Annotated in this window: 15 protein-coding genes; 6 read left to right on the forward strand and 9 right to left on the reverse strand. The window is 70.9% G+C overall.

The genetic code is table 11. The features are described 5' to 3' along the window. Positions 1-2: 2 nt before the first annotated feature. The 3 genes from IG75_RS0123520 to IG75_RS0123525 all read left to right on the forward strand — a co-directional run bounded on the left by IG75_RS0123520 (position 3) and on the right by IG75_RS0123525 (position 3,139). On the forward strand, positions 3-2,192 hold the full coding sequence (locus tag IG75_RS0123520) for an ATP-dependent DNA helicase UvrD2 (RefSeq protein ID WP_081877076.1): 2,190 nt from the start codon (positions 3-5) through the stop codon (positions 2,190-2,192). A 150-nt stretch (positions 2,193-2,342) separates the two neighbouring features. Next, the gene (locus IG75_RS39290; RefSeq protein ID WP_156059084.1) at positions 2,343-2,678 is read left to right on the forward strand and encodes a hypothetical protein; all 336 of its coding nucleotides are present in this window, start codon (positions 2,343-2,345) and stop codon (positions 2,676-2,678) included. Positions 2,679-2,857: 179 nt separating this feature from the next. Next, positions 2,858-3,139 (forward strand): WhiB family transcriptional regulator, encoded by a 282-nt coding sequence (locus IG75_RS0123525; protein ID WP_051714877.1) that lies wholly within the window; start codon positions 2,858-2,860, stop codon positions 3,137-3,139. Between the two features lie 151 nt (positions 3,140-3,290). Here the strand turns inward: IG75_RS0123525 and IG75_RS0123530 are convergent, their stop codons facing one another. From IG75_RS0123530 to IG75_RS0123555, 5 genes are all read right to left on the reverse strand, one after another. Continuing rightward, complete coding sequence (locus IG75_RS0123530; protein WP_081877075.1) at positions 3,291-4,610, reverse strand: ABC1 kinase family protein; 1,320 nt, start codon at positions 4,608-4,610, stop codon at positions 3,291-3,293. A 105-nt stretch (positions 4,611-4,715) separates the two neighbouring features. After that, the gene (locus tag IG75_RS0123535) at positions 4,716-5,579 is read right to left on the reverse strand and encodes a TOMM precursor leader peptide-binding protein (RefSeq protein ID WP_030523428.1); all 864 of its coding nucleotides are present in this window, start codon (positions 5,577-5,579) and stop codon (positions 4,716-4,718) included. 180 nt (positions 5,580-5,759) lie between these two features. After that, a complete protein-coding gene (locus tag IG75_RS0123540) occupies positions 5,760-7,187 on the reverse strand; it encodes a zinc-dependent metalloprotease (RefSeq protein WP_030523427.1) in 1,428 nt (475 codons plus the stop codon). Between the two features lie 203 nt (positions 7,188-7,390). Next, positions 7,391-8,320 carry an NAD(+) diphosphatase gene (gene nudC, locus IG75_RS0123550; protein ID WP_030523426.1) on the reverse strand — a complete coding sequence of 310 codons (930 nt, stop codon included), beginning with the start codon at positions 8,318-8,320 and terminating at the stop codon, positions 7,391-7,393. A 40-nt stretch (positions 8,321-8,360) separates the two neighbouring features. Then, positions 8,361-9,425 carry a potassium channel family protein gene (locus IG75_RS0123555; protein ID WP_030523425.1) on the reverse strand — a complete coding sequence of 355 codons (1,065 nt, stop codon included), beginning with the start codon at positions 9,423-9,425 and terminating at the stop codon, positions 8,361-8,363. Between the two features lie 134 nt (positions 9,426-9,559). Here IG75_RS0123555 and IG75_RS0123560 point away from each other — a divergent pair, with 134 nt between their 5' ends. Then, positions 9,560-9,973: a DoxX family protein gene (locus IG75_RS0123560; RefSeq protein WP_051714857.1), complete on the forward strand. Its 414-nt coding sequence runs from the start codon at positions 9,560-9,562 to the stop codon at positions 9,971-9,973. A 91-nt stretch (positions 9,974-10,064) separates the two neighbouring features. Here IG75_RS0123560 and IG75_RS0123565 read toward each other — a convergent pair whose 3' ends face one another. Both IG75_RS0123565 and IG75_RS0123570 read right to left on the reverse strand, forming a co-directional pair. Beyond that, positions 10,065-13,442 carry an ATP-dependent helicase gene (locus IG75_RS0123565; RefSeq protein WP_030523423.1) on the reverse strand — a complete coding sequence of 1,126 codons (3,378 nt, stop codon included), beginning with the start codon at positions 13,440-13,442 and terminating at the stop codon, positions 10,065-10,067. Then, positions 13,439-17,476 carry a PD-(D/E)XK nuclease family protein gene (locus IG75_RS0123570; protein ID WP_030523422.1) on the reverse strand — a complete coding sequence of 1,346 codons (4,038 nt, stop codon included), beginning with the start codon at positions 17,474-17,476 and terminating at the stop codon, positions 13,439-13,441. The genes IG75_RS0123565 and IG75_RS0123570 overlap by 4 nt, the downstream gene beginning before the upstream one ends. Before the next feature lie 96 nt (positions 17,477-17,572). Here IG75_RS0123570 and IG75_RS0123575 point away from each other — a divergent pair, with 96 nt between their 5' ends. After that, the gene (locus IG75_RS0123575) at positions 17,573-18,349 is read left to right on the forward strand and encodes an alpha/beta hydrolase (RefSeq protein ID WP_030523421.1); all 777 of its coding nucleotides are present in this window, start codon (positions 17,573-17,575) and stop codon (positions 18,347-18,349) included. Further along, positions 18,349-18,645 (forward strand): MGMT family protein, encoded by a 297-nt coding sequence (locus IG75_RS0123580; protein ID WP_030523420.1) that lies wholly within the window; start codon positions 18,349-18,351, stop codon positions 18,643-18,645. Before IG75_RS0123575 ends, IG75_RS0123580 begins: the two co-directional genes overlap by 1 nt. Before the next feature lie 22 nt (positions 18,646-18,667). Here the strand turns inward: IG75_RS0123580 and IG75_RS0123585 are convergent, their stop codons facing one another. Together IG75_RS0123585 and IG75_RS38455 are read right to left on the reverse strand one after the other, a co-directional pair. Beyond that, positions 18,668-19,459 (reverse strand): amino acid ABC transporter ATP-binding protein, encoded by a 792-nt coding sequence (locus tag IG75_RS0123585; RefSeq protein WP_030523419.1) that lies wholly within the window; start codon positions 19,457-19,459, stop codon positions 18,668-18,670. After that, complete coding sequence (locus IG75_RS38455; RefSeq protein ID WP_245713269.1) at positions 19,456-20,913, reverse strand: ABC transporter substrate-binding protein/permease; 1,458 nt, start codon at positions 20,911-20,913, stop codon at positions 19,456-19,458. Before IG75_RS38455 ends, IG75_RS0123585 begins: the two co-directional genes overlap by 4 nt. Positions 20,914-20,986 lie beyond the last annotated feature (73 nt).

Below are 20,986 nucleotides of genomic sequence, written 5' to 3' on the forward strand. Positions count from 1 at the left end.
TCATGTCCGTACTTCGCGGCGCCGCCGACCGGGCACTCGTGCCCGCGCATAGACTTCCCCGGGTGGGCGCAGTCGATCTATCCGAGTTGGACCCGGAGCAGGCCGCCGCCGTCCGCGCGCCGCGCGGGCCCGTCTGTGTGCTGGCCGGCGCGGGTACCGGGAAGACCCGCACCATCACCTATCGCATCGCGCATCTGGTGGCGGCGGGTCAGGTGCGGGCGGATCAGGTGCTGGCCGTCACGTTCACCGCCCGGGCTGCCGGGGAGTTGCGGGCGCGGCTGCGGGCGCTCGGGCTGGGGGCGGCCGCCTCGACCGTGCAGGCCCGGACCTTTCATGCCGCGGCGCTGCGGCAGCTGCGGTATTTCTGGCCACAGGTGGTCGGGGAGGTGCCGTGGCGAATGCTGGACAGCAAGTTCCCAGTGGTCGCGCAGGCCGCGAACCGGGTGGGGCTGGCTTCCGGGACCGAGAGTGTGAGGGATCTGCTCGGCGAGATCGAATGGGCAAAGTCCTCCCTGGTGGCGCCGGAGGATTACCCGGCGGCAGCCGAGGCCCACCGGCGGGACACGCCGTTCGCGGCCGCCCGGGTCGCGGAGGTCTACGCCGCCTACGAGTCGGTGAAGACCACGCCGGAGGGTCTGCTGCTCGATTTCGACGATCTGCTGCTGCACACCGCCGCCGCGCTCGAGGACTATCCGTCGGTCGCCGACGAGTTCCGGGAACGCTACCGATGCTTCGTCGTCGACGAATACCAGGACATCACCCCGCTGCAGCAGCGGGTCCTGGACGCCTGGCTGGGGGACCGCGACGATCTCACCGTCGTCGGGGACGCCAACCAGACCATCTATTCGTTCACCGGAGCCGGGCCCGGCCAGTTGCTGGACTTCTCCCGCCGGTTCCCGGAGGCGACCGTGGTGCGGCTCGAACGCGACTACCGGTCGACTCCACAGGTCGTCGATCTCGCCAATCGGGTGATCGGGATGGCGCAGGGCCGGATCGCCGGGACCCGGCTGCAGTTGATCGGGCAGCGGCCGGACGGACCGGAGCCGGAGTTCGCCGAATACGACGAGCTCGCCACGGAGGCGACCGATATCGCCCGCCGGATCGAGGAACTTCTGGCCGGTGGCACCCCGGCGGCCGAGATCGCGGTGCTGTACCGGATCAACGCGCAATCGGAGGCCTACGAGCAGGCACTGACCGAGCGCGGGATCGCCTACCAGGTTCGCGGCGGCGAGGGTTTCTTCCAGCGGCCGGAGGTACGGCAGGCGGTGCAGGAGTTACGCAAGGCGGCGGCCCGCGACGATCTGCCCGAGGCGTCGCGCTCCGGGAAGAACCTGGTGAGCCTCGTGCGAGCCGCGCTGGCACCGATCGGCCTCACCACGTCCGCGCCGGCGGGCGCGCAGGCCCGCCAGCGCTGGGAGTCCCTGACGGCGCTGGTCCGGCTGACCGAGGAACTCGTCGAGCACGAACCGGGTCTGGAACGGACCGGGCTGCTGCGCGAACTCGCCGCACGGGCCGAGGCCCGGCATCCACCGACCGTGCAGGGTGTGACCCTGGCCTCGTTGCACGCGGCGAAGGGCCTGGAGTGGGACGCGGTGTTCCTGGCCGGGCTCACCGACGGCACCCTGCCGATCTCCTACGCACTCAACGGTGACGGGTCGGTCGCCGATGTGGCGGCACTGGAGGAGGAACGCCGGCTGCTCTACGTGGGGGTGACCCGGGCCCGGGTCCACCTGCGGTTGTCGTGGGCGCTGAGCCGAGGCGACGGTGACCGCCGGCCACGGCGGCGCTCCCGGTTCCTCGCCGGGCTGGTGCCCGACGGCTCCCCCGCCTCCCGGATCGCCGCCCCGGCGCGACCCGCCGCGGACGCCGACCGGCCGGCGTGCCGGATATGCGGTCGTGCGCTGCTCGATTCGGAGACACTGCTGCTGCGCCGGTGCAAGAACTGTGTGGGACAACCGGATACGGAACTGCTCGGCGCACTCCAGGATTGGCGCCGGGAGAAGGCGGCCGAACTCGCCGTGGATCCGCGCGGGATCCTCGGTGTGAACACGCTCACCGCGATCGCCGAGCAGTTGCCCGAGGACGAAGCCGCGCTGGCCGCACTGGGTATCGGCGAGAGCAAGATGCGCAAGTACGGGGCCGAGGTGCTGGCCATCATCCGGTCCCGGCGCCGTTCGATCGCCGGCCGGTAACCACAAATCGGCAAAACTGCAGGTAGAAAATAGGTTGTCGACTCCCGCGAGATTGCTTAAGGTGGAAATCGCGCTCGGGAGGGTACATCCACGCGCACAGTTGACACACAGTTGAGATCACGACCACGAGTACAGGAGGGAGGCAGTCAGATGAACGGCACAACGAACTACGGCTTCGTCACCGTAGCGCCGAATATGCGGTCGTCCGCTGCTTCCCGGGGGTTCCTCGCTTTGCAGGGGACCGGCCTGTCCTGCCTCGATATTGCCGGTGAGCAGGCACGTATCCGCTATTCGCATCAGCCGAACATCGTCGAATCGCAGGACCAGTCCATCGTGAACTGGCACCCGGGGGCTGCTCTGGCAGCCGTCGGCTCCTTCGCTATCGATCCCGCCGCAGCACCCGCAGTGGCAGATAAGCGACCGGAAAGCCTTCGCAAAGGACACCGAGCGACCGTGAACAGGCGGCCCCACAGCCGACCAAGGTAGGGATCAACCCCACACCTCCTGGCCACGGGACGCAGATGCGAAACCGTGGCCAGAATTTTTTTGGCCTTCAGCCCACAAGGCATCGGTTTCGCAGCACGAACACCGAACCGCTGCACAACAAGCTGAAGGAGAACGACGTGGTCACCACCACCCAGAGCTGGCCGTCGGCCACCACTGATGTGGCGTGTAGCACCGTGGCAACCGATCCGGGGGGCCAGCGGCAGCGCGTCCTGCCCTGCCGAGCGGGCGATCCCGACCTGTGGTTCGCCGAGAGCCCGGTCCAGCTGGAAGAGGCCAAGGCGCTGTGCGCGTCCTGCCCGATCCGTAAGGGCTGCCTGACCGCGGCCATCGATCGGCGGGAGCCGTGGGGCGTCTGGGGCGGCGAGATCTTCGACCAGGGGGTCGTCATCGCCCGTAAGCGCCCGCGGGGCCGGCCGCGCAAGGTCGCCAGCTGTGTCTGACCGGCACGCCGTGTCCCTCGCGGACATCCACCCACACCGGAAACGAGCCGCTCATCGCTTCGTCGATGAGCGGCTCGTTCGCTTCTGTACCGGTAACGATATGCGCGCGGTGATCGCCGGGATCAGGAAAAGTCCGGCGCTGTAATACTTTTCAGGCGCTGTCCCGCTGCTCCCGGAAACCGGGCAGCCAGGTGGCGGCCAACTGCATGAACGGCACCTCGGCATCGAGCTGGGCGCAGATACCGATGGACCCACCCAGTACTCGGAAGATCATCACGTATTCGGCGGGCAACATCATCGCCCGCGCGGTCTTCATCTCCGGCGAGGAGTAATCGGTCGCCTTACCCGCCACCCGCTGCATCCAGCGCCTGGTGAAGTGGAACGATTCGGTGCGGATCGGGTCGGTGAACGGGCGCAGGTACTCCTCGATCTCGGTTTCGGTGAGTGTCCGGCCCGGCTGCACCCAGCCGTTGGCGTGCAGAATCTCGGTGAGTTCGCCGTACTCCTCGGCGACCGCCAGCGCGAGGATCCGGCCCAGCAGCTCCGGGAACCCGCCCGGCAGCGGTGCGCAGGCGCCGTAGTCGATCACCGCGAGCTTGCCCTCCGGGGTGATCATGAAATTGCCCGGATGCGGATCGGCGTGCAACAGACCCACCGTTTCCGGAGCGGAGAAATGGAACCGGCCCATCAGGCCGGCCACCCGGTTGCGCAGGGAACGGGTCCCCTCCGGATCGGCCTGGCCGGCGCTGATGATCGTGGAAACCGGAGTGCCGTCGAGCCATTCGCTCACGATCACCTTCGGCGCGCTGGCGACCACTTTGGGCACCACGAATTCGGGATGCCCGTCATAGGCCTTGCCGAACGCCCGCTGATTCGCGGCCTCGTTGCGATAGTCCAGCTCTTCTTCGGTGCGCTCGGTGATCTCGGCCAGCAGCGGTTTCACATCGGCGCCGGGAATGACCTTCGCGAACAGGCCGGTCATCCGGTTCAGCGTGCGCAGATCGGCGCGCAGCGCCTCGTCGGCTCCCGGGTACTGCACCTTCACCGCGACCGGCCGCCCGTCCGACCACACCGCCCGGTGTACCTGGCCGATACTCGCCGACGCGGCCGGGGTGTCCTCGAACGACTGGAACCGCTTACGCCAATCGGTACCGAGCTGCTGGTCGAGGACGCGGTGCACGGTGGCGGCGGGCATCGGGGGCGCGGCGGCCTGCAGTTTGGTGAGCGCCTCGCGATAGTGCTCGCCGAACTCCTCCGGTACCGCGGCCTCCATCACACTGAGGGCCTGGCCGAATTTCATCGCGCCGCCCTTGAGTTCCCCGAGTACGGCGAACAGCTGTTCGGCCGCCTTCTGGTTCAGCTCCGTGTTGATCTCTTTACGATCGCCACCCGCGAGCTTCCTGCCGAAACCGACCGCGGCGCGCCCCGCTACTCCCAGCGGGATCTTTGCCAACTTCGCATTGCGGGACATGGGCCGGCGCACGATCTCAGACACTCCCCCATAATGGCCGACAACCCCGCTTCACTGCCACGGAAAACCGGAGAGAATTACCCTCGTCACCGAATGTGAATGTCATCACACGGTCTCGCCGACTGTGCTTCCGAGACAACCGCAGCGGGGATGCGGCGCCCATAACCGGCGATCGAGAGACCGGTTATCGAGATCGAGCTCGAGGGTTCTGTTCAGCGTTTCCGGCGGGAAACGCGGCTCGCAGGCGATGATCGTCTCGAGTTCGCCCAGCGCGAGCGCGGCCACCGCGGCGATTCCGGCGGGGCTGGCATGCCCGGTCCGTCCGAGCAGTTGCGCGGCCAGTCGCGGCCATTCCGCGTCGTGGTCGACTCTGGTCAGGTCCGCGCAGCGTAGGCAGCTGGTCCGGCCCGGCTGGACCAGCGGTCCGACGATCCCCTTCCCGTCACGGAGCCGCACGACGAGATGGGCGGTCCGCGCATGGGACAGATCGCGCACCAGCCGGGGATCCGGGATCAGGGCGTCGGCGAGCACCACGAGGTCGGCGGGCCGGGCCCGGCCGTCGATCTCACCGCGGTAGTCGCGCGAGCGCTGGGGGCGGATTCCCAGATCACGCAGACCCGCGGTGATCGCGTCGGTGAGCGGACCGATGCCGTGCACCCGGATCGACCGCACACGACCGGCCGGGCGGGGCGGGTGGACCAGTAGGCCCGCGGTATCGATCATCTCGAACAGGGCGGTGGCCTGCGCGGGTTCCAACCCGAGCGAGCGGGCCCGCCAGATGATCGCGGGTTTGCTGTTCAGTCCGTCGATCAGCCGGAGGAAACCCAGCACCTGCTGGGTCTCCAGTCCCGGCGCCACGCAGAGCACCGCGGTATCGGGATCCCAGCCCAGTTGGACCTGCCCGGTGGATCGGACCAGGATCGGCACCCGGGGATGCAGCAGGGGGCCGCGGGGCCGGAGCATCGTCATACCGGAAGTATGCGAGCGCCATTGCGGCACAACGGGTTCGCACACCGGGTTATCCACAGGCTTTCGCCCTGTGGACAACTCCGTTTCCCGAGGTGCGCAGGTGTCCGCGACAGCTGCGCGGACGCCCGCGGGAAGTCGTACGGAACAGGCCCCGGAATTACCCCGGGGCCTGTCGATCCGCTACTTCTTACCCGATTCCGGATCCTCCGGATCGGATTCTGGATGTTGCTCGCCGCCCTTGTCGCTCTCACCCTCGGTCTTCGCCGCCTCGCGTTCGGCGGCCTCGGTGGCGGCCAGTTGCGCGAGCGGGTCGTCGAACGCGCCCGCGCCACCGCCGATCACCGAATCGATGAACCCGGCGGGCGCGTCGAGATCGGCGGCGTCGGGGAGCAGATCGGGATGCGCCCACACCCCGTCACGCGCGTCGATACCGGCGTCGTCGGTGAGTCGCTGCCACAGGGTGGCCGCCTCGCGCAGTTTGCGCGGACGCAATTCCAGACCGACCAGCGTGGCGAAGGTCTGCTCGGCGGGACCACCCGTGGCCCGGCGACGGCGCAGTGTTTCGGCGAGCGCGCCCGCACCCGGCAGCCGATCGCCCACGGCCGCGGCCACCACCACCTGGACCCAGCCCTCGATGAGGGCGAGCAGGGTTTCCAGCCGGTCCAGCGCCTGTTTCTGCTCGGGCGTGGTCTGCGGCTCGAAACTGCCCTGGGCGAGGATCTCCTCGAGCTTGGACGGATCGGTGAGCGCGGAGGGATCGAGATTGCGGGCGGCGTCCTCGAGGGCGGAGAAGTCCATGGTGATTCCGCGCGCGTAATCCTCGACGGCGCCGAGGACCTGCTGGCGCAACCAGGGCACATGAACGAAAAGCCGCTGGTGGGCGACCTCACGGGCGGCGAGGAACACCATGATCTCGCTCTCCGGCTGCTCGAGTCCCTCGCTGAACTCCGAAATGGCGGTGGGCAGCAGGGCGGCGGTACCGGCCGGGCCCAGCGGCAGGCCGATATCGGTGCCGGTCAGCACCTCCTTGGCCAGCTGGCCGAGCGCTTGGCCGAGCTGGGAGCCGAAGGCCAGCCCGCCCATCTGCCCGAGCATCCCCATCATGGGGCCGGCCATCTCGCGGGCCTCCTCGGGCAGCCCGGCGGTCCACATACCGGAGATCTGCTGGGCCACCGGATCACACAGCCGCTGCCAGGTCGGCAGGGTTTTCTCGATCCAGTCGTTGGCGGTCCAGGCGACGGTGCTCGTCGCACCGGCCGGGAAGGTGGTCGCGTCGTCGAGCCACAGTTCGGCCAGGTGCGCGGCGTCGGCGACCGCGGCGGCCGTACCGCTGGACACGGGCGGAACGGTCTTCCCGAGCTGCTGGCGGGCCAGCCGCTTGGCCACGTCGTAGTTGACCGGACCGCCACCACCCCCACCGGTCATACCCTGGCCCATCCCGCTCAGCATCTGGCCCAGCGAGGACAACATCTGGCCCAGTGCCGCCGGATCGAACCCGGCGCCGCCGGCACCGAAACCGAAGGGGTCGTTACCGCCGCCGCCCGGTTTGTCGCCGCGGCCGCGATCGTCGTCGTCGCCGTGCGAGAAGCCGAACGGGAGGTCACTCATTCCGCCTCACCCGCCGGCATAGCGTCCGGGTGGTGTCCGGGGAGCGCGCGCGCACCGTCGTCGGGCGCTTCGTGAAGCTGCATGTCGTCCATAGTAGGCGCGGCGAACCGCCCGGTCCGCCTCCCTGGACCGTCTTCGCGCTGGGTGAACATCGTCGTGCCGGGAGCGACCGGATATCGGTGCGACCGCTACCTGCCGAACCCCTACCCGGCGGCGACCCAGGATTCCACGATCGTCCGGGCGATCGAGATCGAGCCGGGCAGCAGGAGCCGCGCTCCGCCGGACGGGGCGGTCTCGCCCGCCTCCGGCCGGGTCCGCCAGCCGCCCGCCGCCAGCGCGTCGCGCACCTCGTCGCGGGTGAACCAGTGCGCCTCGGCGATCTCACCGTCGGTGAAGAGCAACGGCTGGTCGGGGTCGGCCTGCGCGGAGAACCCGAGCATCAGCGAGCGCGGGAACGGCCAGGGCTGGCTCCCGAGGTATTCGATATCGCGCACGTCGAGCCCGACCTCCTCGCGCATCTCCCGCTCGACACACCGTTCCAGCGACTCCCCCGCCTCCACGAACCCGGCCAGCAGCGAGAACATCGTCTCCGGCCAGCTGTGCTGACGGGCCAGCAGCACCCGGTCGCCACCGTCGTGGATGAGACAGATCACGGCGGGGTCGGTGCGCGGGAAATCCTCGCGCCCGTCCTCGGCCACCCGGGACCAGCCGCCCTTGGCCGGCATCGTCGGTGTGCCGTCCGCACCGTGATAGGCGGCGCCGGCATGCCAGTTGATCAGCGCGAGCGCCGTGGACAGGACCCCGGCCGTGAAATCGTCGATCGAGGCGTCGGCGAGCCGGCGCAGGTCCCGCAGGGTGCCGGTGAGCGCCTCGTCGCGTACCGCCCACAGATGCACCCCGTCCTGTACGCCGAGGAACACCGCGTCGGGGCTCGGATCGGGGGACAGCTCGAGCGCGGCTTCCCAGACCAGCGCCTCCGACTCGTAGCGCACCGCGCCGCGCGGGCCCACCCGGAGCAGCCGGGCCGTGGGCCAGCCTTCCTTCAACGATTGTTCGTCGGCGCGCAGATGGTCGGCGCGATCCAGCGCCGAACGGGACAGCAGGGGAATCTGGTTGAGTCGGAAAACGGCCACATAGCGAGACTATCGCGGCTCGATAACGGCCGTGGCGGAGTCAGCGGGCGCGACGGATGTAGAGGAGTTTGTCCCCGGATTCCAGGGCGTCGACCGCCGGCTCGCCGACACGCACCAACTCACCGGCCCGCACCACCCCGAGCACGATATCGCTGAGGTGCCGTGGTGACCCGCCGACCTCACCGGGTTCGACCTCGCGTTCGGCGACCGCGAAACCGTGCTCCGGGGTGAGCAGATCCTCCATCATCTCCACGACGCTGGGCGTGGTGGTGGCGATCCCGAGCAGCCGGCCCGTTGTCTCCGACGACACCACCACCGAATCGGCGCCGGACTGCCGCAGCAGATGGGTGTTCTCCGATTCACGGATGGAGGCGACGATCTTGGCCTTCTTGGTGAGTTCCCGGGCGGTGAGGGTGACCAGGACCGCGGTGTCGTCGCGGTTGGTGGCGACGATGACCGAGGATGCGTTCTGCACACCCGCCAGCCGCAGCACATCGGACTGGGTGGCCGACCCGTGCACAGTGACCAGCCCGGCGGTCGACGCCGCTTCCAGGCTCACGGCGTCCATGTCGACGACGACGATATCGGCGGGTTGCACGCCGTCACCGAGCATGGCGTCGATAGCGGTGCGGCCCTTGGTGCCGTACCCGACGACGACGGTGTGATTACGCACGGTGCGCCTCCAACGCTGGATCTTCAGAGCCTGGCGGGAACGTTCGGTGAGTACCGCCAGTGTGGTGCCGACCAGGACGATGAGGAACAGCACGCGCAGCGGGGTGATGACGAAGATGTTCACCAGCCGGGCCGACGGGGTGACCGGGGTGATATCGCCGTACCCGGTGGTGGACAGCGAGACGGTCGCGTAATAGAACGCGTCCAGCAGGGTCACCGTATCGTCGGCGCCGTCCCGGTAGCCGTCCCGGCCGAGATACACCACGAACGAGGCGGCGCACAGCAGCCCGATCGCGAACAGCACCCGCCGGAACAGCGAGATCCACGGGCTGTTCTGGACCTCCGGGATACGGAGCAGCCCGACCAGCGCGAAATCCGGTGGTTCGGCCGCGCCGCGGGCCCGGCTCCCGAGATCGGCGAACCGCGAACTCACCGGCGACGCCTTTCACCGGTCCGGTCATCACGCACACCGGTCACTGTCAGTCCCTCCGACACAGCTCGGGAGCCTACCCGTTCACCCGCCGTCACGTCGGACACGCGGTCGTGACGGGTATCTATGGTGGTGCCATGGCAGATATCACCCCGGCGGACGCACCGGATTCCGGTCGCACCCCGGCGCTTCGACTGGCCGCGCTGCTCCTCGGCGCCGGCGTCCTGCATTTCGTCGCCCCCAAACCGTTCGACTCGATCGTCCCTCCGCAGTTGCCCGGAAAGGCGCGCTCCTACACCTATTGGTCCGGGGTGGCCGAAATCGGCGTGGGAACCGCGCTGCTGGTCCCCCGTACCCGGCGCCTCGGTGGCCGGCTGGCCGCACTGCTGTTCCTCGCGGTATTCCCGGCGAATATCCAGTTCGCCGCGGATTCGGTGCGTAACCCGAAGGCACCGTCGATCCTGAAAGCGGTTTCGGTGCTGCGGCTGCCGCTGCAGTGGCCGATGATCACCAGCGCGCTGGCGGTGAGCCGCCGGTCCCGGCAGGACTAGCGACCGGCACCGCGCGGCCGGCGGCCACCGCTCGGCTCGGTGCCGGCAGGAGCACCGGAGAGCGGCTTGCGATCCGGCGGGCTGCCGAGCCCTAGTTCTCGTCCCCGTCCCGCCGGGTCGAATCGGTGAGCAGCGCCACCAGTTCCTCCGGCCCCGGTAAGCGCTCGGGCGCCACCGTGCGGCCGCTGCGCACATAGTGGAAGGCGGCGCCGATCCGGTCCAGCATCCGCTGTTCCGTTTCGCCGGTACGCGCCGCCACCAGCCGCGCCCATGCCAGCCGGTAGACCGCCAGCTGCACCGCTACCGCGGCTTCGTCGGCCGGGCCGGGTTCGGCGCCGGTCTTCCAGTCGACGACGGTCCAGCCGCCGCCGGGCTCGGCGAACACCGCGTCCATCCGGCCGCGGATCACCACGCCGGCGATGGTGGTCTCGAACGGCACTTCGATCTCCACCGGGCGGCGCGCCGACCAGGGCGAGGACAGGAACGCGTCCTGCATCCGGGCCAGTTCGGCGTCGGCGGCCGCCCCCGCGTCGGCCGCACCGGGCAGATCGTCGAGGCCGGGCAGCTGATCGGTGGCGAACCAGCGCTGCACCCAGGCGTGGAAGGCGGTGCCGCGGCGGGCCAGCGGATTGGGCGGATAGGGCAGCGGACGGCGCAGCCGGGCAGCGAGCCGGCCCGGATCGGCGCGCATCTCGACCAGCGCGGTCGCCGGAAGCTGGGTGGGCAGCTCGACCTGGGCCACGGCGTCGGCACCGGCCCGGTATTCGGCGAGCAGCGCATCCACATCGGCGATCCAGCCGTCGGGATCGTCGCCGGATTCGGGCGCGTCCGCCCCCGCGGCGAATTCCGCCAGTGCAGCGTGCACCAGCGCGGCGCCCGCTTCGATATCGTCGCGGCGGGCGCCGAGCGGATCGCCGGGCCAGGACGCGGTCACCGGGGCGGCCGCCAGCGGATTCGGTTCGCCGGGTTCGGGATCGGCTGCCCAGCAGGCGATCTCGACCCCGCTGCCGGGCTGCTCGGCGGCGGTTTTCACCTCGAGCAGGAATTCCGACGGGCCCTTGGGCTTGTCGCCGGTTTCGGGCCAGTGGTGCGCGGAGACCAGCAGGACGCGCTCGGTCCGGGTGAGCGCGACATAGAACAGCCGGCGGTCCTCGTCGAGCCGGCGCCACGCGAGCGCTTCCTTGTGCGCGGTGAGGCCGCGCTGCAACTCCGCGCGGTCGGTGACCTCGGACAGATCGAGAACCGGGACACCGTCCGGGGATTCCGCGGTGGCCCGGTCGCCGCGCAGCGAGGTGGGCAGTTCGGCCAGGGCACCGAGCCAGGTGTTCACGCCCCGGGTGGACGGGAACACATCCCGGGTGACGTGCGGTACCGCGACCACCTCCCATTCCAATCCTTTCGCGGCGTGCACGGTGAGCACCTGGACCCGGTCCGGGGCGACCTCCACCTCGCCGGGTTCCAGACCGTTCTCGACCGATTCGGCGGCGGTGAGGAAAGCGAGCAGGCCGCCGAGGGTGGCGCCGGTGTCGTTCGCGAAGCCGGCGACCACTTCGGCGAAGGCGTCCAAATGTTCGCGGCCGGCACCGGAACCCGCGAGCGCGCGCCGGGCCTGGCTCTCGACGCCGACACCGATGGTGCGTTCCACATCGGCGACCAGTTCGGTGAGCGGCTGCGCCGCGCGTTCGCGCAGCATCGCCAGTTCCCGCCCCAGCGCGGTCAGCCGCCGGTATCCGGCCGCCGAATAACGGTCCGGCGGACCGGGGTCGGCGATGGCGTCGGCCAGGCCGGCCCGTTCGGCGGGTTCGGGGGCCACCTCGTGCAGGGCCGCGGCCAGGGTGGTGGAGTCGGTGATATCGCCACCGGGGTCGCGGGTGATGGACAGTTCCCGGGCCCGCCGGGCCAGCGCGGCCAGGTCGGCGCTCCCGATCCGCCAGCGGGCACCGGTGAGGATCCGGACCGCGGCGCTGCCGGCGGCGGGGTCGGCGACGAGGCGCAGGGTGGCGACGATATCGGCGACCTCCGGGGTCGACAGCAAACCGCCCAGACCGACGATCTCGACCGGTAACCCCTGCGCCCGCAACTCTTCGGCGAGTTCGGCGGCATCGGCGTTGCGGCGGATCAGGACCGCGGAGGTGGGCGGTGGCCGCTCGGCCGCCCGGGCCTCGGCCCAGTGCGCGGCGATCCGTTCGGCGATCCACCGGCGTTCGCTCGCGACGGTATCGGTGAGCGCGAGCGCGACGACACCCGGTTCCGCACCGGGTTTCGGGCGCAACGGGTCGACGGTGACGCCGCCGCTGTCCCGGGCCGCCGCGCGGAGTGGTTCCACGACCATATTCGCCAGATCGAGCGCCTCGGGCGGGTTGCGCCAGCTGGTGAGCAGCGGCAACACCGGCGCCGGGATACCCGGGGCGACCGGGAAGTCGGTGGTGAAGCGCGGGAGATTGGCGGCCGAGGCGCCGCGCCAGCCGTAGATGGACTGCATGGGGTCGCCGACCGCCGTCACCGCGAGCTCGCGCCGCCGCGCACCACTGGACCGCGGGTCGCGCTGCTCCGGGTAACCGGCGCCGAACAGCGCGGACAGCAGGATGCGCTGCGCGTGGCCGGTGTCCTGGTATTCGTCCAGCAGCACCAGCCGGAAGCGAGCACGTTCGGCGGTGGCGACATCGGGGTGCTCGGCGGCCAAGCGCGCCGCCAGCGACATCTGGGCCCCGAAATCCAGGGCGCCGCGCTGGTGCAGGGTCTCCCGCAACTGCTGGACCAGCGGCAGCAGCGCCACCCGCTCGCGCTGTGCGCGCAGGATCGACAGCAGGCCCTTGTTCGGCCCGCCGCGCTGCCGCGGACCGGCCGGCAGCGTGTGCACGAGTTTCTCGAGTTCGGTGTGCGCCTCGGCGAGTTCTTCCGGTTCCACCAGATGTTCGGCCAGCTGCCCGGACAGCGCCAGTACCGCCTCGGTGACCGTCAGCGGTGAACGGTCGGTATCGAGATCACCGTCCCAGCCGCGCACCACCTGATGGGCGAGCTGCCACAGCTGCGTTTCGGTGAGCAGCGCCGCCGACGGCTCCACCGGCAGCAGCAGGCCGTGTTCGCTCAGCAGCCGGCCGGCATAGGAGTGGTAGGTACTGATCTCGGGTTCGGCACCGGCCAGGGTGGCGCGCAGTTCGCCGGAGGGGTCGAGATCGCGCAGCAACCGGGACCCGGCCAGCCGGGCCAGCCGGGTGCGGATCCGGGCGGTGAGCTGCTGGGCCGCCTTGCGGGTGAAGGTCAGCCCGAGCACCTCCTCCGGCGTGACCAGCCGGTTGGCCACCATCCAGACCACCCGGGCCGCCATCGTTTCGGTTTTGCCCGCACCCGCACCGGCCACCACCAGCGCCGGACCGGACGGTGCGGCGATCACCGCGGCCTGTTCCGCGGTCGGCGGCGGGAGCCCGAGTGCGTCGGCCAGCTGTCCCGGCGAGACCCGGGCGCTCACTCGTCGGTCACCTGGCGCCCGGCATCCTGCACCGGGCAACTGTTCTTCACGGCACAGTGCCGGCAACCCTCGTTACGGATCGCCAGGAAACCGGGGCCCTCGGTGCTCGCGGCCGCGGCGTGGATGGTCTCGCGCCAGGTTTCCAGTGCTTCGGCATCCAGGGCGGGCTGGACCCGCTCCTTCGCCACCCCCCCGGCCGCCGGCAATCCGACGTACACCAGTCGTGCGCCGCCGGGTTCGGGATCACCGGCGCTCTCCTCCAGGGCGCCCGCGGCGGCGGCGACCTGGTAGGTCGCCAACTGGGCGTGCTGGGCGGCGTCGGCTTCGCTGACCGGATTCTTCCCCGTCTTCACATCGACGATCACGAAACGGCCCGTGGCGTCCCGTTCCAGCCGGTCGATGCGGCCGCGGATGCGGACCTCGGGCGCATCGTCGCCGGGAGCGGGCAGCACACAGTCGACCGGCACCTCGATCCCGGCCTGGGTGAGTTCACCGCGGGTGGTGCGCACCCAGGCGACGAACGCATCCAGCATGGCCTCGGTGCGGCGCAGTTCCTGCCTGGAGTACCAACTGGTCTCGGGGTCGATACCGGACCAGCTCCGGGCGAGTTCGGCGCGCACCTGATCCAGCGGCACCCGGCCGGCCAGCGCCTGGACCAGGGTGTGCACCAGGGTTCCCTTGACCGCGTGGGGATTTTCGCCGTCGGACCCGCCGTTGCGTTCCAGCGCCCACCGCAGCGGACAGGTCCGCAGCAGCTCCACCGTCGAGGGTGACAGCGCGATCGGGGCGTCGTCGTCCCACAGGGTCTCGGTGGAGCTGAGTCCGGGAACCCCGTACCAGTCGTCGGGCGCGGTACCGGGAATCCCGGCCAGCGCGAGCCGGGCCAGTTGCCGGGCGGCGCGGCGGCGGCGTTCGTCCCCGGCGCCGGGATCACAGACCACCGCGCGGAGTTCGGCGATCAGCGCGTGCAGGGCGAGTACCCGGCCGGGTTCGGCGACCGGAAGCGCACCCGGTTCCCCGCCGGTATCACCGCCGAGCAATTCGGCCAGGAACCGGGAAGGCACCAGATCCCGTTCGCCGGTCACCGATTCCACCGCCGTCACCAGCAGCGACCGGCGGGCCCGGCTGCACGCGACGAACAGCAGCCGGCGCTCCTCGGCCAGGACCGGCGCGGCGCGGCTGACCCGTTCGGTGATGCCGGCGACCTCGTCCACCAGATCCTCGGTGTGCAGCAGTGTCCCGCGCGGGCGGGGGTCCGGCCAGATCCCCTCCTGAACTCCGGCGACCGCGACGACCTCCCACTCCCGGCCGGCCGCCGCGTGGGCGCTCAGGAGATCCACCGCCTCCTCCCGCTGCGTCCGCACCGCCCGGTCCTGCGGGATCTGCTGCTGGAGCAGGTATTCGACGAAGCCCTCGATGGTCGCACCCGGTAGGCGGTCGGTGTAGGCGGCCGCGGCGTCGAACAGCGCGACGGCGGCGTCGAGATCGCGGTCGGCCTGCATACCCGCCGCTCCCCCGCGCCGGGACTGCGCCAGCCAGCGCCGTTCCAGCCGCGACCCGGTCCACAATGCCCACAGCACCTCCTCGAGGCCGCCGCCCTCGCGCCGGACCCGGCGGGCGCGGTCCAGCGCGCGGACCGCCCGCTCGAGCGGGGCGATCTCGACCTCGGTGAGACCGGCCACGATCCGGTCGTCGCCCGAGCCGAGCAGCAGCTCCCGCAACACTTCCACCGAAGGCCGGTCCGGGGCGGAGCCGCGCGGGCCCGATCGCCGGGGATCGGGATCCGTTCCATCGGCCGCTTCCGCACCGAGGGCCACCTCGGGCTCCTCGCCGTCATCGGGGTACGGCTCCGGCGGGAAATTCTCTTCGTCCACCGGAGGTTCCGGTGGGAGACCGTCCCATGGGTCGTCACCGAAGCTCTCCTCGTCGATCCCGTACCAATCCGCGTCGGCCCGGTGCCGGCTGACATCGGCGAAGAGATCTCGGAGTGGGAGCTCGTCGAGGGGATCCTCGGCCCGGTAGGTGTCGAAGACGGGCGGTTCGCGCACCGGCTCGGGCGGGAAGTCCGGTGACGCGGCGAAGTCCGGGCCGGCCATGCGAGCAGGGTCGGAGTCCGGGAAGTGGGCGAGGTCCGGTCCAGAGGCGTCGGCGAGGTCCGGCCCCGAGGCACCGGCAAGGCCCGGCCCCGAGGTGTCGGCAAGGTGCGGGACCGGCGTGGCGTCGAGGTCCGGATCCGGGGCACCGGCAACGTCCGGGCCCGGCGCGGCGGCAGTGTCCGGTTCGGGCGCACCGGCAGAGTCCGGCCCCGGGGCTGCGGTGGGGTTCGGGGCACGACCGAGTTCCACCGCGGCGCGGCGGATACCGCGACGCAGACGCCGCAGGCCGATCGCATCGGCTCCGCCCAACGGTCCGGCCAGGAGGTCGAGCGCCTCGTCGGGACCGAACAGGGATTCGGTCGACCCGGTGCCCCGTCGCGTGGCCTCGCCGGCGAGCACTGCCCGCAGCGCCAGCAGCATCCAGGCGGCACCGCGGCGGCGGGCCAGCGGGATATCGTTCGCGGGTTGCGCGATCGGCACCCCGGCCGCCAGCAGGGCCCGGCGCAGCGGCGGCAGCAGCAGTGGCACCGAGCGCACGATCACCGCCATCTGCGACCAGGGCACGCCCTCGGTGAGATGCGCGCGGCGCAGATGGTCGGCGATCAGTGACGCTTCCTTGGCGGGGCTGCCGAGTACCCGCACCCGAACCTCGGCCGGGACCGGCGGTTCGGCGCCGGTATCCGGGGACAGCTCCCCGCGTTCCGCGGGACCGAGGTCGGCCCGGGTGGTGCGATGCGGGACGCGCCCGGGCAGCCGCGACGCGATCCGGGCGGTGGCGGTGGTGATCGCCGGACCGGACCGGTGGTTGTCGTAGAGGACGATGCGCCGCCCCGGCGGCGAGTCCTCGGTGAGGAACCGCGAATCGGCGCCGCGGAAGGTGTATACGGCCTGGTCGGGATCACCGGCGATCATCGTCGTCCCGGCCCCGGCCGCCAGCACTCGCACCAGCAGCGCCGCCTGCGGGTCCAGGTGCTGGGCGTCGTCGACCAGCAGACAGCGCAACCGGGCCCGTTCGGCCGCCAGCAGTTCGGGATCTCCGGCCAATGCGTCCAGGGCGGCGCCGACGAGTTCGGCCGCGTTCAGGGCGGGCGCCGACGCCTCGGGCGCGGCCACCCCGACCGACCAGCGCAGCAGCATCGCCTGTTCGTAGCGGGCCGCGAAATCGCCGGCCGCGATCCAGTCGGGACGGTCCCGGCGCCGGCCGAGATCGATCAGATCCTCCGGGCCCAGACCGCGTTCGGTGGCCCGCAGCATGAGATCGCGCAGTTCGTCGGCGAACCCGGTGAGACCCAGGGCGGGCTGTAACCGCCGCGGCCACAGGTCACCGGCCCCGGCCGCGATATCGGCCATATCGCCGCGCAACATCTCGCGTAGCACGGCGTCCTGTTCGGCACCGGTGAGCAGCCGCGGCGGCGGATTCCCGTACCGGGCGGCCTGCCGGCGCAGGACCCCGAAGGCATAGGAGTGGATCGTGCGGGCCAGCGGCTCCCGGGTCGCGCCGGCGACGCCGGGCACCGCGGCCGGCGGGCGCGCCGGCCCGGCGAGCGCGAACAGCGGGTCGGCCGCCGGCTCGGCGGCGCGTACCGCTCCCCCCGCGGACGCAGCGGCCGCGACTACGGGGGCGCATACCGTCCAGTTGTCCAGCCGTTCGGTGAGCGCGTCCCGGGCGGTCGCCGCCGCGTGTTTGGAATGGGTGAGCAGTAGCACCGACTCCGGGTCCGCACCCGCCGCGATCCGCGTCGCGGCCACATCGATCAGCAGAGCGGTCTTCCCGGTGCCGGGGCCCCCGAGCACCCGCCAGATCCGGTTCGGGTCGGGTTGCGCGGCGGTAGCGGACGGCGGGGCGGCGAACAGCGCGCCGACATCGGCTCCCCAGGTCCGAGCCCGGGGAGCCGCCGTCTTCCGGCGCACCAGCCGCACCGGCTTATCCGAACGCACCACGACGGCTATTGCAACAGACGGGGCCGACACCGCCGATACCACGTCGGAACCGCACCCGCCGCGGTGTCGGAGCGCTCGGATAAGAATGTCATTGTGTCCACACTGCATGTTCACCGTTTCGGCCCGGCGACCGGCCCGGTGGTGCTGGCCCTGCACGGCCTGACCGGCCACGGGAAACGCTGGGAGGCACTGGCCACCGAGTTCCTGCCCGATTTCCGGGTGATCGCCCCCGACCTGCGCGGACACGGCCGTTCCACCGCACTGCCGCCCTGGGACCTCGAAACGATCGTCGCCGATCTGGTGGCGCTGATCACCGCCGAAACCGCGGGGCCGGTGGTGGTGGCCGCCCACTCCTTCGGCGGGGCGTGCGCATTGCATCTGGCGCGGCGGCACCCGGAGCTGGTCCGCGGTCTGGTACTGCTCGATCCGGCCGTCGCATTGGATCCGGCGTGGTTGCACGAGATCGCGGAGGCCACCCTCGGCTCGCCCGATTACACCGATGCGGACGAAGCCCGGATGGACAAACTGGCGACGGGCTGGGGCGCGGTCGCGCCGGAGCTGCTGCGCGCCGAACTCGACGAGCACCTGGTGCCCGCCGCGGCCGGCCGGATGCGCTGGCGGGTGGATACGGCGGCACTCATCGCGTATTGGGGTCAACTCGCGCGTGACCTGGTACTTCCCGAGCCCGGTCTGCCCACCGCGCTGGTCCGGGCCACGAAGGTGGATCCGCCGTTCGTCACACCGGAACTCCGCGCCGCCCTGGCCGGCCGGCTCGGCGAGGCACTGACCGTGCACGAATGGGATTGCGAGCATATGGTCGCCCAGATCCTGCCGCGCGAGACGGCGGCGCTGATCCGAGCCGCGTTCTGATGGTCACCAGCGACGAACAGATCGAACGCGTCCGCGAACTGGTCGCCGCGATTCCGCCGGGCCGGGTCGCGACCTATGGCGATATCGCCGCGGCGGCCGGACTGTCGACCCCGCGGACCGTGGGCTGGATCATGCGCACCGACGCCGCCGATCTGCCCTGGCACCGGGTGCTGGGCGCCTCTGGCAGACCGGCCGCCCACCTCGCCGACCGGCAACTGCGACTGCTCGCGGCCGAGGGCGTGGCCGTCACCGACGGCCGGGTCACGCTGCGTACCGCCCGTCACCGGTTCGACTGAACCGCGTGCGGCGCCGGGCCGGTCAGCCGGGTTCGAGCACGCGTTGCAGGAAACGCCGTGTCCGCTCTTCCCGTGGCTCGCCGATCACCTGGTCCGCCGGGCCCCGCTCGACGATGACGCCCTCGTCGAGGAACAGGACCTGATCGGCCACCTGCCGCGCGAACCGGATCTCATGGGTGACGATCACCATCGTCCAGTCCTGGGTGGCCAGGTCCTTGATCACCGCCAGCACCTCACCGACCAGTTCGGGATCCAGCGCCGAGGTCGGCTCGTCGAACAGCACCACCCGCGGTTTCAACGCCAGGGCCCGCGCGATCCCGACCCGCTGCTGCTGGCCTCCCGAGAGCTGGAACGGGTAGGCCTCCGCACGGTCGGCCAGACCCACCTGCGCCAACAGGGTTCGTGCCTCGGCGACCGCTTCCTCCCGGGGCCGCCGCTGGGCGACGACCGGACCTTCGACGATGTTCTCCAGCACCGTGCGGTGCGGGAAGAGATTGTGCGACTGGAAGACCATTCCGCTCTGGGCGCGCAACCGGCTCGCCTCCCGGCGCCCCGCCCGGCCGCGGGGCAGCCGGGCGAAGTCGATCTCCACATCGTCGATGCCGACCACTCCCCGCTCCGGCGTGTCCAGCACGTTCAGTGAGCGCAGCACCGTGGTCTTACCCGACCCCGAAGGGCCCAGCAGGACGGTCGCGGTCCCCCGCCGGGACTCGAAGTCGATACCGCGCAGCACCTGCCGGTCGCCGAAGGACTTCTCCAGGCCACGCACCCGGATCCGGGCGGGCTCGGTGTTCTGGTCGGTGGTGTCGGTCATTTGGCCACATACCTGTCGAGTCGGGTCTCCAGTCGTTTCTGACCGGCGGAAAGGGCCACGCAGATCACCCAGTAGTACAGCGCGGCGAACGTGTAGAGCGCGAGGAACTCATTGCTCTCGGCCGCCGCGAGCTGAGCTTCCCGGAACAGTTCGGTCAGCAGGACCACCGAGCCCAGGGAGGTGTCCTTGAGCAGTGAGAGCAAGGTGTTGGAGAGCGGCGGCACCGCGGTCCTGGTCGCCTGTGGAAGGACGATGCGGCGCAGCGTCTGCGCGTAGCCGAGGCCGACGGTGGCCGCCGCCTCGAACTGTCCCTTCGGCACGGACAGGATCGCCGACCGGATCACCTCGGCCGCGTAGCCGGCCACATTGAGACTGAACGCGATCACGGCCGCGAGGAACGGATCGAATTTCAACCCGATCTGGGGCAGCCCGTAGAAGACGATGAACAGCTGGACCAGCAGCGGTGTACCGCGAATGATCGAGATGAACGCGCGGGCCGGTCCGGCCAGGAGCCGGTAGGAGGAGATCCGCGCGAGCGCGACCAGCAGTGCGAGCACCAGCCCGATCGCGAAACTCAGCGCGGTCAGCGGGATCGTCACCTTCACCAGCCCGACGAACATCGGCCACGCCGCGCCGCGCAGCACTTCCCAGGTGTCGCGGTGGCCGCGCCCCTCGGACAGGTCGGCGCTGCCGCCGTCGGGTACCGACACATCGGCCCGGAAGTATTTCTGCGAGATGGCGGTGAGCGTCCCGTCGGCGGCCAGCGCCGCGATCGCCCGGTTCGCCTGATCGAGCAGTGCCGAGTCGTCCTCGCGGAAGGCGAGGACCTGTTCGCTGGTCTCCGCCCCGGCGTCACCGACGATCTCGATATCCGTGGACCCGGTGCCGGCCAGGTAGTCGAGCACGGCGATGTTGTCGTTGACGATCGCGTCGACCCGGCCCTGGGTGAGCAGCGCGGCCGCCTGCGTGAACCCTTCGACCGCTTCGACCTCGGCTCCCGCGTCGCGCGCCACCCGGGCCCAGTTGCTGGTGCTCGACTGCGCGGTGGTCCGGCCGGCCAGATCGTCCAGGGTCCGGATGCGCTCGTCGCCGGTGCGCCGGACGATCACACCGTGGGAATAGGTGTAGGTATCGGACAGGCCGTATTTCGCCCGGCGCTCGTCGTTGACCGAGACCTGGTTGGCGATGACGTCGATCCGGCCGGAGTCCAGCGCGGGAAAAATCGCGTCCCATTGGGTCTCGACGAATCGGAGATCCCAACCGGCCCGGTCGGCGATCGCCTCGATCACCTCGATGTCGTAACCGGTCAGCTGCCGGCTGCGCGGATCGTGGAACGAGAACGGCGGATAGGTGCCCTCGGTGCCGACCCGGACCACCGGCCGGTCGGGATCCTGCGCCGTCGCCACACCCACCTGCGTGGCCCCGGCGAGCACCAGCAGCAGGGACAGCACCATCCCCCTGAGTATTTGTCGCATCGGCGACCCCCTCATGTCGGACGGAACCGGAATCCGGTCCTCGGGAGGGAGA

Origin of the sequence: Nocardia rhamnosiphila NBRC 108938, assembly GCF_000720425.1 — a bacterium.
GTDB lineage: Bacteria > Actinomycetota > Actinomycetes > Mycobacteriales > Mycobacteriaceae > Nocardia > Nocardia rhamnosiphila.